This is a genomic window from Thermostichus sp. MS-CIW-25 (assembly GCF_054060015.1).
The window spans coordinates 1-13,215 of sequence record NZ_JBSSCS010000057.1 but is presented as its reverse complement, the minus strand read 5'-3'; the positions used below and the strand labels follow the sequence as shown (position 1 = coordinate 13,215).

The following is a 13,215-nucleotide window of genomic DNA, read 5'->3' as shown; positions in this document are numbered from 1 at the left end:
GACTGCGTTGACTACTTTTTCTGGTGTGTTTTGGTTGACCCAGTTCAACGCCTGCACAAAGGCATCCATTGTCGCATCCAACTTTGCGGCTTGCGCCTGGGACACCTTGAGCTTGCAGGAGACGGTCATGACTTGGGTCATGGTTCTATCATAACTTCCGCATTCCTCCCGACACTGACCCTACGGGTACAGTGCGGGGCTCCTGCGATTTCTAGCTGAAGGGATCCCTCAAAAACGAGACCAAGCCTGTAGCCATTCCCGGAGCGCTTCCAGCCATCCAATCGGTTCGGGCTTGGCTGCTTCTGGAGCTTGCTCCTCGCCAGTCGGCAAGCTAACTTGGTCAGGGTGCACCCTGTAAACTCGGATGGGTTTGGCGTTGGGAAAAGGTTTCACCGAAAGAGGCTCCACCTGCAGGAGTTGCCCTTCCACGGCTCGATACACAGCTGCCGAGATGAGCAACCGGGAGCTCTGTTCCTCAGACTGTTCCCCCCCTTGCGAAACATCCTCAACCGACTCCAGCCAGGTGGCAAACTGAACCGACTTCCCGAAGGCGGACAACCGCTGCGGATCTTGGGGATCGAGGGGCAGCAAAAGGACTGGGCCGTAGTGGATCCCGATGGCAAGCTTGACCTGCGGGTAGGAGAGTTGCCGCAAACACCTATTCAACTCCACCACCGACTGCCCAAGCGCCAACCCCGCCTGCAGCGCCTGCTGTATGGCCAGCTCGGGTTGTTTGAGACCAAACAAAGCCAGACTTCTCAGCCCGCTCTGGTTGGCCAGTACTCCCCCATATTGCTGCACCAAGGCCCCCATTTGGGCGAAGTAGCGACCCAAGGTGTAGACAACATCGTAGGGAAAGTTCTCCTCGTCGAAGTTGGCCGTCCCCCGCAGGGAAGCGCTGAGAATGGCGGCGGTGACTTGGCTGCCGACCGAATGGGCCTGCAATTGATGTTGAGCTACTTCCACATCTGCTTTATCGATCACCAGCCGTTGCAAGGTGACATCTCCAGTGATGCGGGTTTGACAGGCCAGACGAATATGTACAGGAAGGTCTAGCCGTTGAGCTAACTTCTTCTCGGCAGGAGTCATGCTGCGGCAGTTTTGGCTGCCTTCCAAAATCAGGATGCGACAGGTGGAGCAGGCGGCATTGCCCCCACAGGCATGGACATGGCGCACCCCCGCCTTGAGCAGATTTTCCAGAACCGTGAGCAGGGGATTGGCTTCCAAGGTGAGGTTGTCGGGGTAACAGGTGATCCGCATGGTTAAGAGGGAGTGAGGGGTGGCAAAAAGATTCAGCACTACCTAAATTCAGTACGGCATTGCCCTCCCCTTGGATGCTGTTTTCAAAAGTTTTGGGTATTGGGTAACCTCACCCCGCAGCCTGCCCCGGCGCCGATGATAGAGTACAGAGGAGTCTTCTGCGCGAGCCCTTTATGCCTCAGTCCAAACCCCAAGAATCCCCAGCCCGCAAGCTCCTCAACATTTTGCTGCTGGTGGTGGGCACGGTAACTTTCTTGGGCTTCTCCTTTGGCCCGCTATTCCAGGCCCTCGGGCCTTCCGAATCCCCAGAGGCCAGCCTGGTAACCGAGCAACTGCGGGCCCAGGCAGACGGCTATCGCGTCGTGCTGGAGCGGGAGCCGGATAACCCCATTGCCCTGCGGGGGTTGATCGACACCCAACTGCAGCTCAACGAGCCGCAAGGGGCAATCGAGCCGCTGAAGAAGCTGGTACAACTGGAGCCCGAAAATCGGCAACTGCGAGCCTTTTTGGCCGAAATCCAGCAGGATACGGGGGATTTTGAAGGGGCATTAGAACAGCTCCAGATCCTTTACGAGGGGGATCCCAAAGATGGCCAGGTGCTGCAGCAGTTGGTGGATGTGCAGCTAACCCTGGGCCGCACCTCTGAGGCCATTGCCCTGCTCGAGAAGCATCTTGAAGAAGTGCCGGAAGATAATGATGTACGTTTGCGCTTGGCCTTTGTCTACGCCCGCAACAACCAGACTGAGAAAGCTGTAGTCCTCTACGACAAGTTGATTGCGGCGGATCCCAGTGATTTCACCCCCGTGTTGGGCAAAGCCATAGCCCTCAGCTCCGCCACCGATGAAAACCTACGGGCAAAAGCGCCTGAGCTGTTTGAGCAAGCAGCCCGGCTGGCCCCGCCCCAAGTTCGGGAGCAAATCCAGCAGCAAGCAGAGATTTATGCTCAGGTGAACCGGCCCCAGACGGTCGAGAACCAAAACAGCAACCCCTCCCCCTGAGCAGGTTTTCAACCGTTAGGCTAATCCAGGTGTTGAGAAGCTGATCCCTGACGGTTCTCAGTTGACCCGATAGGGAGAGCTACGGAAAAGACTCAAGTGCCTTTTCTACAGAGGGGTAGATCTCGTAAATGGCATCCAAGCCGGTGATGGAGAAGAGCAGCTTGACCTGCTCCTGCAGGCTGCAGAACTTGAGTTGATAGCCCGAAGTGCGGCAATGGCGATGCGCCCAAACCAGAACCGACAACCCCATGCTGTCGATCAGGCTAACCTGACTAAGATCCAACAAGAAATGCCCCGGTTTCTCGGTGAGAATTTGGCTTAGCTCTTTCCGTACCTCGCGGGCAATCGCGGCGTTGAGCCTTTCACTGTGCAATTTCACAACTGTAACAGGGGATCCCTTGTGGCTGAGCCGGATGAAGACATCCATGAAGAGCCCGGCAGGTTTGAGGGGGAATGGGCACAGGCACGATGGAACCAAACTGATTTTGAATTGCTAAATCACCATGAGTATGAGTTTGTCCTCACTGGGCTTCTCTTGCAAGCATTCTTGGACACTTTTCCCTTACAGGTTAGAACTGGCATGAACGGGATCCCTGCCTGGGCTGGAGATGCTGCCGCCCTGAGTCTATTGGTTATGCAAGTGCCGATGCTGGCGGTGCTGCTGGCGCGGCTGCTGCCCTCTTTGCGGCGCCCTTCCCCTCTGCCTCCCGGTCAGCCGGGGATCCCTTTGCAGCCGGGCTTGGTCAGCGTGTTGTTGCCCACCCTCAACGAAGCCGAGCGCATCGATCCCTGCCTAGAAGGATTACACCAACAGAGCTCCGTCCTGCGGGAGGTGCTGGTGGTGGACAGCCGCTCTCAAGATGGCACCCCCGAAAAAGTGCTGCAGATGGCTGAGCGGGATCCCCGCTTTCGCCTGCTGACCGACGATCCCCTCCCCGGCGGATGGGTGGGCCGCCCCTGGGCTTTGCACTACGGATTTCTCCAGTCGGATCCGGCCTCTAAGTGGATCCTGGGCATCGACGCCGATACCCGTCCCCAGCCAGGCTTGGTGGAGCGCCTGCTGGAAACCGCCCAGGCCCAAAGGCTCGACCTGATCACCCTGGCACCGCAGTTTATCCTGCAGCACTGGGGGGAAGGCTGGCTGCAGCCGGCTCTTTTGGTGACCCTGATCTACCGCTACGGGGCCGCCGGAGACACCGCCACCCTGCCGGAACGGACAATGGCCAATGGGCAATGTATGCTAGTGCGCCGGTCGGTGCTGGAAGCCATGAACGGCTACACGCTGGCGCGGGCCTCCTTCTGTGACGATGTCACCTTGGTGCGGCAGATTGCGGCAGCCGGCTTTAAAGTAGCTTTTTACGACGGTCGGCACCTGCTCAAGGTGCGCATGTACACTTCTTTTGGCGAAACTTGGCGAGAGTGGGGCCGATCCCTCGATTTGAAAGATGCCACCCCTGTGGCCCAGTTGTGGGGGGATATAGCTCTCCTCGTCCTCACCCAAGGGATCCCTGGGCCGGTGGTTGTAGGGCTGTTGGGCAAAGCCGGGATGGGGTTTCCCTTTTCCCTGACGGAGCAGGTGCTGCTGGGGCTTAACCTAGGCTTACTGATTCTGCGCTTAGGTGTACTGCTGGGCATTCGCGGCTCCTATCAGGATCCCCCTTGGACGTTCTGGATGTCGCCTCTGGCGGATCCCTTGGCAGTCTTGCGGGTGATCCTGTCTGCTCTCAGCCGACCCCGCTCTTGGCGCGGGCGCACCTACTAGGAGAGCCCTCAATCGGCTATTGCCTCGGGATCCACGCCCAACTCCCGCAATTTCGCGGCTAGGCGCTGCTGTTCCAGACGGGCCTGTTCGAGGGCTGCTTCTGCCGCTTCGGCCCGCTGCCGCTCCTGCTCTACCTGTTCGATTCCCCATAGGAGCAAATTCCCATCGGCAGTCCACCACCGCAACCAGTTGGCTTTGGTCTCGGCTTTTTGTCCCCGCCACACCCCCAAAAACAAGCCGATCTCCGGGATCCAGTAGCGACGGTTTTCATCCGCCGATACAGGGGTATAGCGGCCATTCTCCAGGCGGTAGACATCCAGCTCACCGGTTTTGGGATGAAAGATTACATAGACAGGCACCTGCAAAATGCGCTCGTAGAAATACCATTTTCCATAGGGATAGTGGGGATTGATGGAGTACTCGCCGCCCTCGGTTTCGGAGATGAATTCCATCACAATCGCCGGGGGATTCCCTTCTAAGTGTGGGGTATAGCTGCGGCGGATCTCTCCTTCGGGAATCGGCTGTACTGCGGGCACATAAACCCAGTCGGGGGCTTTCACCACCACCTTGTCCCCGACAGTGCTGCAAAGGCCAAAGTTGGAGGCGATCAAAGCCTGGGCAGGGATCATCTGAGCGAGTTCCAATGCCTCACGCAGAGCAGCAGCCAAAAGGGGCTGTAAGGTGCTTTCCACAGGCTCATCCGGCAAGGGAAAGTCTTCCGGCAGTTTTTCCCATCGAATGGGAGGTAGGGGCGGGGTGAGCCGAACAGGAGAGAGGGTCATGGCTTAGGATACTCATGGTGATAAGGTACATGAATGCCTTTTGAATAACTCAAAGCACTTGCTGATATCAACCCCAGGCAATTCCACAAGGCTGTTGCAGGCTAGGACGGATTCAGTCATCTCGACTGCCAATCCATACGGTTGAGATATGCTTGGGGGCAATGAGCAAGTTTTTCGGCGTCTTCCTTGGATTCAGCAAGAGAGCGTATGCCAGAGCCTGAACCCTCTTCTGCCCACATTCTGGTGATCGAAGATGAAGCTAAGCTGGCTCGTTTTGTGGAAACGGAGCTGACCTGTGAGGGATATCGAGTCAGCGTAGCCAGCGATGGCATGGCCGGGTTGAGGGCAGCCTGCGACCAAAACCCCGACTTGGTGCTGTTGGACTGGATGTTGCCCGGCATCTCAGGTTTGGAAATTTGTCGGCGACTGCGCTCAACGGGCAACCGCGTGCCGGTGGTGTTGATGACCGCCAGAGATGAGGTGTCGGATCGAGCAGCGGGGTTGGATGCCGGGGCGGATGATTACGTGGTCAAACCCTTCAGCATTCAGGAGCTGCTGTCTCGGATACGGATCTATTTGCGGCAGCCGAGGCGATCCCGCGATGGCCAGTTGGTGTTCATGGATCTGATTCTGGATCCCGTAACGCGGGAGGTCACTCGGGGAGAGCGGCAAGTGGAGTTAACAGCCAAAGAATACGACCTGCTGCGCTACTTGATGGAACACCCTCGACAGGTGCTCACCCGCCAGCAGATTTTGGAGCATGTGTGGGGGCTGGACTACATGGGCGACTCCAACATCATCGAGGTCTACATTCGCTATTTGCGCCTCAAGATCGAAGGCCAAGGGGAAAAGCGCCTCATCCAGACCGTGCGTGGGGTGGGCTACGTGCTGCGGGAGTAGGGGTATGGGGATCCAAAACCCCCCAGTGGAATCTTGCCTGTGAGGTTAGTTGAATTGAGGGATTTTGGGGTGCAGAGCGTGTTGTTGATGAACCTATGGAGTGCAGCGCTGTTGGGTCTCACCTTCAGCTCACCTGGAGAATTTGTCTTCCGTTTTCCCCCTGGCACCCCGCTGGTGGGAGGGCTGGGCCTGCGCTGGTATGGCCTATTGATGGCAGTGGCCGTGTTGGTCGGCTTGATCTTGACCAAAGCACTGGCCGAATCCCGTCATTTGGAGAAAGAACCCGGCAAAGCCGGCGAACGGGTGGAGCTACTGGCCCTGTGGCTGGTGGTGTCTGGGTTTCTGGGGGCCAGACTCTACTACGTCATCACCCATTGGTCAGAGTTCAGAGATAACCCCCTCTCGGCCTTCGCCATTTGGCAGGGGGGCCTCATCATCCATGGCGGGGTGCTGGCCGGTGCTCTGGCTCTCTACTTCTATTGCCGCGCCACCGGGATCCACGGCTGGAAGTATGCCGATGTTCTCACCCCTGGGTTAATTTTGGGCCAAGCCATTGGGCGCTGGGGCAACTTTTTCAATTCCGAGGCCTATGGTGCCCCTATTCCCCCGGACAGCCCTTGGCCGCTGCGGGTGTACATTCCTCCCCAAGCTCGCGAGCCGGAATACAGCCAGTTTGAGTTTTTCCACCCGATCTTTTTCTACGAGAGCATCCTCAATCTGGCCCTGTTTGCTCTGTTGATGGGGATGTTCTGGCGATTCCCCAAGCTTAAAGATGGCACTTGGGTTTGGACGTATGTGGTCGGCTACAGCTTGATTCGCATCCCTTACGAAATCTTGCGCGTGTCGGCGGTGGCCTATCTGCCGGGAACTTCCATCAAAGCCGCCTATGTAGCCAGTGGCTTGGGCTTGGTGATCGGGATCGGCATGTTGATCTACATGTACCGGCTGCGCTTCGACCCCGATTTGGAACAACTGGCAGCGTGGTTATCGGAGCAAGCGGGATTAGCGCCAGAAGCAGCCCAAAACCTTCTGGAACGGGCTTGGGCTATTCAACAGAGACATCGCCGCGCCGACCTGTTGGATCGTGTCACCCTCGCCATGCCCCACTTTCCCGGCACCCTTGCCCCTCACCTGTCTCTTGGCCAACGGGAGCTGCTCATGCGGCAACTGTTTTGTCGCCTGGAAGGCAGGGATCCCTCTGAGGAAGGGCTGGCCCAAGCCAGTCAGTGCCGTGGCCATCAGGCTGAATCAGGGTCATTCCCTCACCCCCAAGGAGAAAGCAGGGCCAGGGAGCAAAACCTTTAGGCCAGCAGACCTCGGGCCAGCAAACCCGCCCTCCCTCCCATCAACACCAACAGCCAAGTGGGCTGGCGAAAGCGCATCAAGGCAATGAAGGCCGCTACCCCGATCCCCAAAGCCACCAGCGAAGCGGGAGTTGTTTGTTGTAGCAGCGCATTTTGGGCCAAGGGCACTGTAGCCGCAGCAAAAGCCCCCAGGGCCGTTGGGGTAATTGCCTGCAGGGATCCCTTCACCCAAGCATTGTGCCGTATGCGCAACAGAACCGGAGCTGCCAGCAAAATAAAGGCAAAAGAAGGGGCAAAGATGGCCACTGTTGCCGTCAGGGCCCCCAGCACCCCTGCCACCTTGTAGCCGATAAAGGCTGCCGTTAGCACCACCGGGCCAGGAGTAAATTGCCCAATGGCCACCCCATCCAAGAACTCTGTCGGCGTCAACCAGCCCAACTGATCCACCACCTCGTCGGCGATGAAGGGGATGATCACCAGCCCTCCCCCGAAGATGGCGCCGCCTACTTTCAGGAAAAACAAGGCCAAAGGCCAGAAATAGGCACCAATCCGCTCCAGACCCCAAAAGCTGCTCAGGATAAGGGTTTCCGGTGGAACCGTGGCCACTACCGTCTGGGCCAACGTCAATACTGGCCAAGGGAGTAAAATCGGGATCCCCGATAGTGGGCCTTTTTTGGGCCCATACAGCAGCAGCCCCACCAGAGCCGCCAGCCCGAACAGCAACAGGATATTCACCCCCCCAATCCGCAGCAGGGCAAAGGCCGCCACCGCGATCAGCCCCCGGCTCCAATCCTTCACAGCTTTACGGCCCAGTTTCCAGCAAAAGGCCAGGATAATGGCGATCACCACCGGGGCCACCCCAAAAAACATCCCCTCTAGCTGCGGCACCCCCTGAAAGCGAAAGTAAAGCCAAGAAAAAATCACCTCGATCACAAAAGCAGGGGCAATGAAGCAAATCCCCGCCAGCACCGCCCCCAACCAGCCTGCCCGCACATAGCCGACATAGATCCCCATCTGGGTAGAAGCTGGCCCTGGCAACATTTCACATAGGCCCACCCCTTCGGTAAATTGTTCCTGGCTCATCCAGCCCCGCCGGATCACCGCCTCATCGTGTTGCATGGCGATGTGGGCTTGGGGGCCGCCGAAACCCAGGGATCCCAGCTGCAGGAATACCACGGCAATCTCTTTCAGGCGCGTTGAAAGGGAGGGCAAGTTGTCGGGGGCGTTTTCCGGCCTGGGGAACTGACCGGGAGCAGACTCAGAAGACATGGGCAAAGCCCGGCAAGACAACCCCGCCTATCCTGCCATCTGTCCGGGATCCCTTCAAGAGGACAACACTCGCCCGTTTATCCTTTCACCCAAACTGCCCCCTCAGGTCTTCAGGCTTCGCAACCACTCTTCCAGAGCGCGGATCGGCGCGGGATCCCGGTAGACGCGATCTTGACGTGCTTTCACCTGCTGGCCCATTTGCTCTCGCCACTCTGGATCCAAGCCCAACCGACTGGCAATCTGGACGTATTCATCGAGGTTATGAGCGATGGTATCGAGAATCCCCATCTGCTGCAGGATGGCGTAGGTGTGGCGGCCCCGCATCAGGGATCCGGGCAAGGTGACGATGGGCAGCCCGTGGGGCAGGGCTTCCAGGGTGGTGTTGCCCCCTGACCAGCCGAGGCTATCCAGGTAAATATCCCCCAGGGCATTGTAGGCCGCATATTCTGCGGGGGAGAGTTCTGGTAAGAGCACCACATACTCTTCAGCGGCCAGGTCATAGGCTTGAAAGGCCCGCCGCATCCGTTGCCAAAAGCGCTCGCGGATCCCTTGGGAGAAGCGGCCTCGCAAAAATAGAAATTGACACTTCCCCACTTTCCGGGCGATGCGAGGGAACACCTCGTCGTGCTGGGGCAGGTATTTAAACAGGGATTGGGCACAGAGATAGAGCACCCTATCGGGATCCACCCCCCAAGCTCGCCAATCCACTGGGGCCGGGAGAATATCCAGGGGAACATAGTAGGTGCCGATTCCGGGCAGGGGAAGCAGCCGTTCGCAGTAGTGGCTGGCCCCTTCTGGCCGCTCCATGAGCTCGCTGCTCAGGAAAACATCGATGGTGGGCAGCCCAGAGGTTTGTGGATGTCCCCAGGCCATGGCCTGCACGGGGGCCAAACGCAAGGCGGCCAACGGGGCGCAGACGGGATCGATCCCCACTTCGGGATACAGGATCACATCCAACTGGGCTTCTCGAATGGCCGTCTGCCATTCCTCCAAGCTGCGGGATCCGGCCACAAAGCGCTCGAAATAGGGGGGTAGGGATTGGGTGATTTCATCGTGAACGGGAGAGGTGTGGAAGCCGTAGAGAGCCACTTGGGAGCGATCCAAAGCTTCTACCCAGCCGCGAGTCAGGATCTTCCAAACGGAGTGATCCCGAAACAGGCCGGAGACAATGCCCACCCGCAGCTTGTCGGCGCGTTGCTTGAGCAGCAGAGGGGGGTGGGGGTAGCGGGCTGCCATGACCTCACAGACCAGGGATCCGTAGAGCTGCTGCAGATCGCGGTCGTTCTGGCCTTGGTAGGGCAAAAAGAAGGGCTGGACGGAGCCGATCCCGGCAGCCGCTTGCTCCAGGGTTATCGGATCCCGCGGCAGTTGTTCCCAGCGGGCCTTTACCTGTTGTAGGGCTTGGCGGTAGCGCTCCCGGGCCACGGGAACTTGGTCTGCCGAGGCGTACAGCAAGGGCAACTGGCTAACACACCAGCCCAGGGCCGCGGCCAAGTCGGCGGGATCCGCTTGCCAGAGTTGGTAGAACAGCTCCGCCGCTTCCTCCTCCCGGCCACAATCCCGCAGCAGGATGGCCAGGGTGTAGGCGGCATCGGCAAAGTCCGGCTGCAGCTCCAGGGCCTGTCCCAAGGGGACAAGGGCCACCTCCAAATCCCCCTGCTGCCGCAGCACCAGCCCCAGCTGGTAGAAGACTTCTGGATCCGGCCCCCCCCTGCTCTAGGGCCAGTTGCAGGTGAGTTTTCGCCTCCGCCAGCCGCCCCGCCTGCTTGAGGGCAATCCCCAGGTTAAAGTGGGCATCGGGGAACCAAAGCTGTTGGACAAGGGCCTGCCGGATCAGGGCAATTGCTTCCTCTAGGGATCCCTGTTGCTGCCGACAGACCCCCAAGAGGTGCAGCGCCTCCGGGTGAGTGGGCTGGGCTTGCAGCACCTGCTGGTAAAGCGAGACGGCCTGTGGCCATTGCCCCGCTTGGTGATGGCGAACGGCCTGGGCCAACAGACGCTGCAGATGCTCTCCTTTGCCCTCTCCAGCTCTGCTTGGGCCAAAGCCTTTCCCCGGTCTAGGCATGGATGGCAGTGCGCTCCTCGCGCGGGCGGATCCTGAGCCTGTGCCCCATCAGCCGTTGGGGAAATTGAGAAAGCCCGCCAAAGCCGGGGCAATCGGCAACAGGGTCATGACCATCAAAAAGAGGGCCAGCAATGCCAAAGCATCCCGCTGACCGTCGGTTTCAGTAATCTCATCCTGCGGTGGACGCTCTGGCTCGCGGGCGATGAACAGGATCAGCAGCGCCCAGTAGAGGGCCAAGACGTTGCTGATGGCCGCCACCGCCAAGGCAATCAGGGTGATGAAGGTGGCGCGGGCCGCCGTCTTCCGCCCGTACACCGCCTGCACAATGCGACCCCCGTCCAGCTGCCCTGCCGGCAGCAGGCTCAAGGCGGTGATTGCCAGGCCAATCCAGCCCACGGCAACAAAAGGATGAATGGGAACCAGCTCCACCTGCAACTGGGATCCCAGCACCAGCCGCGCTAGGGTGCCCACCAGGATGGAGCTGCGGAAGATCTCCGTGGGCACATACAGACCCTCGGAGCCGGAGAGCTTCAGGCCAGCCAAGAGCACCAGCAGCGACAGGATCCCGCTCGCTGCCGGGCCGGCAAAGGCAATGTCGAAGAGGGCCTTGCGGCTGGGCACCGGCGATTGGATGCGGTTTAGGGATCCCAGCGTGCCAATCCCCAAGCTGGGGATAACAAAAGCAGGGCTGAGGCGCACGCCGTACTTGCCCGCCATCCAGCGGTGTCCGGTCTCATGCACCAGCAAGATGGCGAAGATCCCGGCTGCCACCGGCAGGGCTTCCACCCAGCGCCCCGGCGCATCCAACAGCCGGAAGCCCAAGAGATTGGCCCCCACCTCCAACGTGGCGACGAAGCTGAAGACCAGCAACGCCCCCGCCAGGATCTGCGCCCCCACGGAAGCGCGGTAATTGACGATGGGATCCGGCAAGACCACCACCGCCGGCTTTTCCGCCGGATCCTCCACCAAAAAGAGCTGGTAGCGACTGCCCACCTGCTCTTTGAGCTTCTCCACCAGCAGGGGTACCACCACCTCCGCCTCCTGGCGCAGGTTGCCCTTAAAAATCGCCCCTTCCCCATAGGGGACGGTCTCGGTGACGAAAAAGGTATCGAGGCCGAAAATAGACTGAATGGCCTGCAGATCCTCAGCCGAGATCCGCTGCAGAACCGCAGGCGCTTCCAAAGGCGCCTCCCCTGCCGAAGGGGCTTCCCCCTGCTCTTCCAGACGAGCCAACTGCTCGCGACGGGCCTGCAGCTCCTGCTGGGCCAACTGGCGGGTCTTGCGCCCCACAGCAATGTAAAGCCCTGTAAAGACCAACAGCAACACCAGGAAGCCTGCAAAATTGAGGTAGATCCCCAGCAGCAGCAGCCCCAGGAAAACCACCCACGGCAACAAGAGCAGGGATCCCTGTAACCACACCCAAACGGCTAAGGATCCCCGCCGACGGGCTCTCCAGAAGCCCCAACCCAAAAAGGCCAGCGTTCCCAGCAAAAAGAGGGGAGTAATCTCGGTGGCGATGTTCATGGTCTACCTGTGATGGCCTACCTGCAAGAGTGCTCCACACCTCTGACGCGACTGAGGCGAGGCAGCAGACAGCTTAAGCAGAAACAGCCGCTCCCTCAAAACGGGGCTCAGGCTGCTCCCACAAGTAGAAGCCGGCACGGCGGGGCTTGAGCAGAAACAGCCGCAAAAACTGATAGAAGTTATTCAGGTAGAGGGGCAGCTTGCGCAAACCCTTGAAGGGGCCGGATCCCCGGGCAATCTCCCTCAGCTTGGCGTTGTTGGCCACACACTTCTGCAGCCGCCGCACAAACTCAGGGTTTTCCACATCCAACACCACCGGAAACACCTTGGCCGCCTCGCGGTTGGTCTTGTAGATCACCTCCATGTCATAAGCATGGGGATCCAAGCCGATGAGGCGGTAGAAATCGGGGCGCTCTCCCACATCATTGAGGTACATGGTGGCGAACACCGACAGCAAGAAGAAGCGGCACCACAGCTTGGCCACCCACCCCTGCAGCAGCCTGGGCTGGCTCAGAAGCATCAGCGCGAAGAAATCGCCGTGGCGGTTCTCGTCCTGGCACCAGTTCTTGAAGAAGTTGAAGATCGGGTAAACGCGATCCTCGGGGTGGGCCTCCAGGTGGCGGTAGATGAGAATGTAGCGCCAGTAGCCAATCTTCTCCGAGAGATAGGTGGCATAGAAGATGAAACGCGGCGCGAAATAGGTGTAAGACTTGTGCTTAGTGAGAAAGCTCAGGTCGAAGGCCATGTTGAAGTCGCCCATGGCGCGGTTCAGAAAGCCGGCATGGCGGGCCTCATCGCGGCTCATCAGGGCAAAGCACTCGGCCAAAACGGGGTTGGTCTCTTTTAGCTTGCGCGACAGCTCCTTGTAGAGGAGAAAACCGGAGAACTCGGCTGTACAGGAGCGCTCCAAGAACTCCACAAACAACCGGCGCGCCTGCGGATCCAGGCGGCTTTCCCAGTCTTGGTTGAACTCCTCACCCCGGACGAAGTGATGGCGGTTGTAGTCGGCGCGAAACTCCTGCAGGATGGCCCGGAAATCGGCCTCTCGAGCCCCTAAGCCCATTTTGCCGATGGCCTCGAAATCGGTGGTGTAGAAGCGCGGCGTCAGGATGGTCTCGGTGGGCACTCGCGCTTGAGTTTGAGCAGCTTGCAAACTGGGACTCATAGTGATTTAAAGCGGATGAAAAGGCCAGGTATACTCTCGCAGTTTACCAGCCTCTCTGGCCGTCGTGGGGATAAGAAGTGTTACCGGCAGGCTGTAAACTACCCGACCCTGACTGCTTCGCAGTACAGGGCGGGCTTAAGGCCTCCGGCCCGCTGGCGCGAACGGTAGCCCTGCAGTTGGCAAGCC

The 13,215-nt window shown here is 59.3% G+C and carries 12 protein-coding genes and 2 pseudogenes; 5 read left to right on the top strand and 9 right to left on the bottom strand.

Going from position 1 to position 13,215, the window contains the following annotated elements:
* Together ACVWZ1_RS13560 and ACVWZ1_RS13555 are read right to left on the bottom strand one after the other, a co-directional pair.
* Positions 1-141: pseudogene (locus tag ACVWZ1_RS13560) on the bottom strand (RNA-guided endonuclease TnpB family protein); the annotation flags it as partial.
* 87 nt (positions 142-228) lie between these two features.
* The gene (locus ACVWZ1_RS13555; protein WP_457503690.1) at positions 229-1,260 is read right to left on the bottom strand and encodes a 2Fe-2S iron-sulfur cluster-binding protein; all 1,032 of its coding nucleotides are present in this window, start codon (positions 1,258-1,260) and stop codon (positions 229-231) included.
* 173 nt (positions 1,261-1,433) lie between these two features.
* Between ACVWZ1_RS13555 and ACVWZ1_RS13550 the strand changes: the two genes are divergently transcribed.
* Positions 1,434-2,258 carry a tetratricopeptide repeat protein gene (locus ACVWZ1_RS13550; protein ID WP_414332323.1) on the top strand — a complete coding sequence of 275 codons (825 nt, stop codon included), beginning with the start codon at positions 1,434-1,436 and terminating at the stop codon, positions 2,256-2,258.
* A gap of 79 nt (positions 2,259-2,337) precedes the next feature.
* Here ACVWZ1_RS13550 and ACVWZ1_RS13545 read toward each other — a convergent pair whose 3' ends face one another.
* A complete protein-coding gene (locus ACVWZ1_RS13545) occupies positions 2,338-2,685 on the bottom strand; it encodes an STAS domain-containing protein (RefSeq protein WP_457467095.1) in 348 nt (115 codons plus the stop codon).
* Between the two features lie 153 nt (positions 2,686-2,838).
* Here ACVWZ1_RS13545 and ACVWZ1_RS13540 point away from each other — a divergent pair, with 153 nt between their 5' ends.
* On the top strand, positions 2,839-4,020 hold the full coding sequence (locus tag ACVWZ1_RS13540) for a glycosyltransferase (protein ID WP_457467096.1): 1,182 nt from the start codon (positions 2,839-2,841) through the stop codon (positions 4,018-4,020).
* Between the two features lie 8 nt (positions 4,021-4,028).
* Here ACVWZ1_RS13540 and ACVWZ1_RS13535 read toward each other — a convergent pair whose 3' ends face one another.
* Positions 4,029-4,802: a Uma2 family endonuclease gene (locus ACVWZ1_RS13535; RefSeq protein WP_414408014.1), complete on the bottom strand. Its 774-nt coding sequence runs from the start codon at positions 4,800-4,802 to the stop codon at positions 4,029-4,031.
* A 207-nt stretch (positions 4,803-5,009) separates the two neighbouring features.
* On the opposite strand from ACVWZ1_RS13535, the gene ACVWZ1_RS13530 reads away from it, so the two are divergent.
* Together ACVWZ1_RS13530 and lgt are read left to right on the top strand one after the other, a co-directional pair.
* Entirely contained in the window at positions 5,010-5,702 is a 693-nt protein-coding gene (locus ACVWZ1_RS13530) for a response regulator transcription factor (RefSeq protein WP_414373777.1), read from the top strand.
* 87 nt (positions 5,703-5,789) lie between these two features.
* Complete coding sequence (lgt, locus tag ACVWZ1_RS13525; protein WP_457503689.1) at positions 5,790-7,007, top strand: prolipoprotein diacylglyceryl transferase; 1,218 nt, start codon at positions 5,790-5,792, stop codon at positions 7,005-7,007.
* On the opposite strand, the gene chrA is transcribed toward lgt, so the two are convergent.
* Positions 7,004-8,275, bottom strand: a complete 1,272-nt coding sequence (gene chrA / locus ACVWZ1_RS13520; protein ID WP_457467098.1) for a chromate efflux transporter — start codon at positions 8,273-8,275, stop codon at positions 7,004-7,006. The genes lgt and chrA overlap by 4 nt on opposite strands.
* A gap of 102 nt (positions 8,276-8,377) precedes the next feature.
* The gene (locus ACVWZ1_RS13515; protein WP_457503688.1) at positions 8,378-9,919 is read right to left on the bottom strand and encodes an O-linked N-acetylglucosamine transferase, SPINDLY family protein; all 1,542 of its coding nucleotides are present in this window, start codon (positions 9,917-9,919) and stop codon (positions 8,378-8,380) included.
* A gap of 88 nt (positions 9,920-10,007) precedes the next feature.
* Here ACVWZ1_RS13515 and ACVWZ1_RS13510 point away from each other — a divergent pair, with 88 nt between their 5' ends.
* Complete coding sequence (locus tag ACVWZ1_RS13510) at positions 10,008-10,130, top strand: hypothetical protein (RefSeq protein WP_457503691.1); 123 nt, start codon at positions 10,008-10,010, stop codon at positions 10,128-10,130.
* A gap of 24 nt (positions 10,131-10,154) precedes the next feature.
* On the opposite strand, the pseudogene ACVWZ1_RS13505 reads toward ACVWZ1_RS13510, so the two are convergent.
* From ACVWZ1_RS13505 to acsF, 3 genes and pseudogenes are all read right to left on the bottom strand, one after another.
* Positions 10,155-10,340: pseudogene (locus tag ACVWZ1_RS13505) on the bottom strand (tetratricopeptide repeat protein); the annotation flags it as partial.
* Positions 10,341-10,388: 48 nt separating this feature from the next.
* Entirely contained in the window at positions 10,389-11,864 is a 1,476-nt protein-coding gene (locus ACVWZ1_RS13500; RefSeq protein WP_457503686.1) for a site-2 protease family protein, read from the bottom strand.
* 73 nt (positions 11,865-11,937) lie between these two features.
* The gene (gene acsF, locus ACVWZ1_RS13495; RefSeq protein ID WP_457467103.1) at positions 11,938-13,029 is read right to left on the bottom strand and encodes a magnesium-protoporphyrin IX monomethyl ester (oxidative) cyclase; all 1,092 of its coding nucleotides are present in this window, start codon (positions 13,027-13,029) and stop codon (positions 11,938-11,940) included.
* Positions 13,030-13,215 lie beyond the last annotated feature (186 nt).

Excerpts from the sequence above, each read along its gene's own strand:
- ACVWZ1_RS13555 (WP_457503690.1), bottom strand. The coding sequence starts at position 1,260 with ATGCGGATCACCTGTTACCCCGACAACCTCACCTTGGAAGCCAATCCC.
- ACVWZ1_RS13550 (WP_414332323.1), top strand. The coding sequence starts at position 1,434 with ATGCCTCAGTCCAAACCCCAAGAATCCCCAGCCCGCAAGCTCCTCAAC.
- ACVWZ1_RS13545 (WP_457467095.1), bottom strand. The coding sequence starts at position 2,685 with ATGGATGTCTTCATCCGGCTCAGCCACAAGGGATCCCCTGTTACAGTT.
- ACVWZ1_RS13540 (WP_457467096.1), top strand. The coding sequence starts at position 2,839 with ATGAACGGGATCCCTGCCTGGGCTGGAGATGCTGCCGCCCTGAGTCTA.
- ACVWZ1_RS13535 (WP_414408014.1), bottom strand. The coding sequence starts at position 4,802 with ATGACCCTCTCTCCTGTTCGGCTCACCCCGCCCCTACCTCCCATTCGA.
- ACVWZ1_RS13530 (WP_414373777.1), top strand. The coding sequence starts at position 5,010 with ATGCCAGAGCCTGAACCCTCTTCTGCCCACATTCTGGTGATCGAAGAT.
- lgt (WP_457503689.1), top strand. The coding sequence starts at position 5,790 with ATGAACCTATGGAGTGCAGCGCTGTTGGGTCTCACCTTCAGCTCACCT.
- chrA (WP_457467098.1), bottom strand. The coding sequence starts at position 8,275 with ATGTCTTCTGAGTCTGCTCCCGGTCAGTTCCCCAGGCCGGAAAACGCC.
- ACVWZ1_RS13500 (WP_457503686.1), bottom strand. The coding sequence starts at position 11,864 with ATGAACATCGCCACCGAGATTACTCCCCTCTTTTTGCTGGGAACGCTG.
- acsF (WP_457467103.1), bottom strand. The coding sequence starts at position 13,029 with ATGAGTCCCAGTTTGCAAGCTGCTCAAACTCAAGCGCGAGTGCCCACC.